The 396-nt window shown below is 66.7% G+C and carries 1 protein-coding gene; it reads right to left on the reverse strand.

All coding sequences use genetic code 11. The features are described from left to right. The coding region (locus tag AB4Z02_RS19245) for a TetR family transcriptional regulator C-terminal domain-containing protein (RefSeq protein ID WP_441972981.1) at nucleotides 1-396 on the reverse strand (396 nt) is incomplete at both ends.

Consider the following 396-nt stretch of genomic DNA (forward strand, 5'->3'; position numbering starts at 1 on the left):
ATCGATCGCCGTGGGGTCGAGGAGCCACTGCAGCTGCAATCCGTCCATCACCGCGAGGATCGAGGCCGCGGCCTTGTCGATGGTGTCGGGGTCGGTCACGTTCTCCTGCGCGCACAGTTCGCGGAAGGCCGCGTCGATCTCGATCCGCAGCGTGTTGTAACGCTCCTGGAAGTAGGACTTGGCCGGATGGTCGTCGGTCACCGCCTCTGACGAGAGCACGGTGTAGACCTGCACGATGCCCGGCCTCTGCGCGTTGCGCCGCGCGGTGTCGACGAGGTGCGCGAAGAGAGCCGGACCGTCGGGGATGTGCCGGCCGGCGAGGTGCGCGACGTCGTCCTGGTCGCGGAACTCGAGAACTTCGAGCAGCAGGTTCTGCTTGGACCCGAAGTGGTGCAG

Source organism: Pedococcus sp. 2YAF34 (genome assembly GCF_052114585.1).
Classification (GTDB): Bacteria; Actinomycetota; Actinomycetes; order Actinomycetales; family Dermatophilaceae; genus Pedococcus.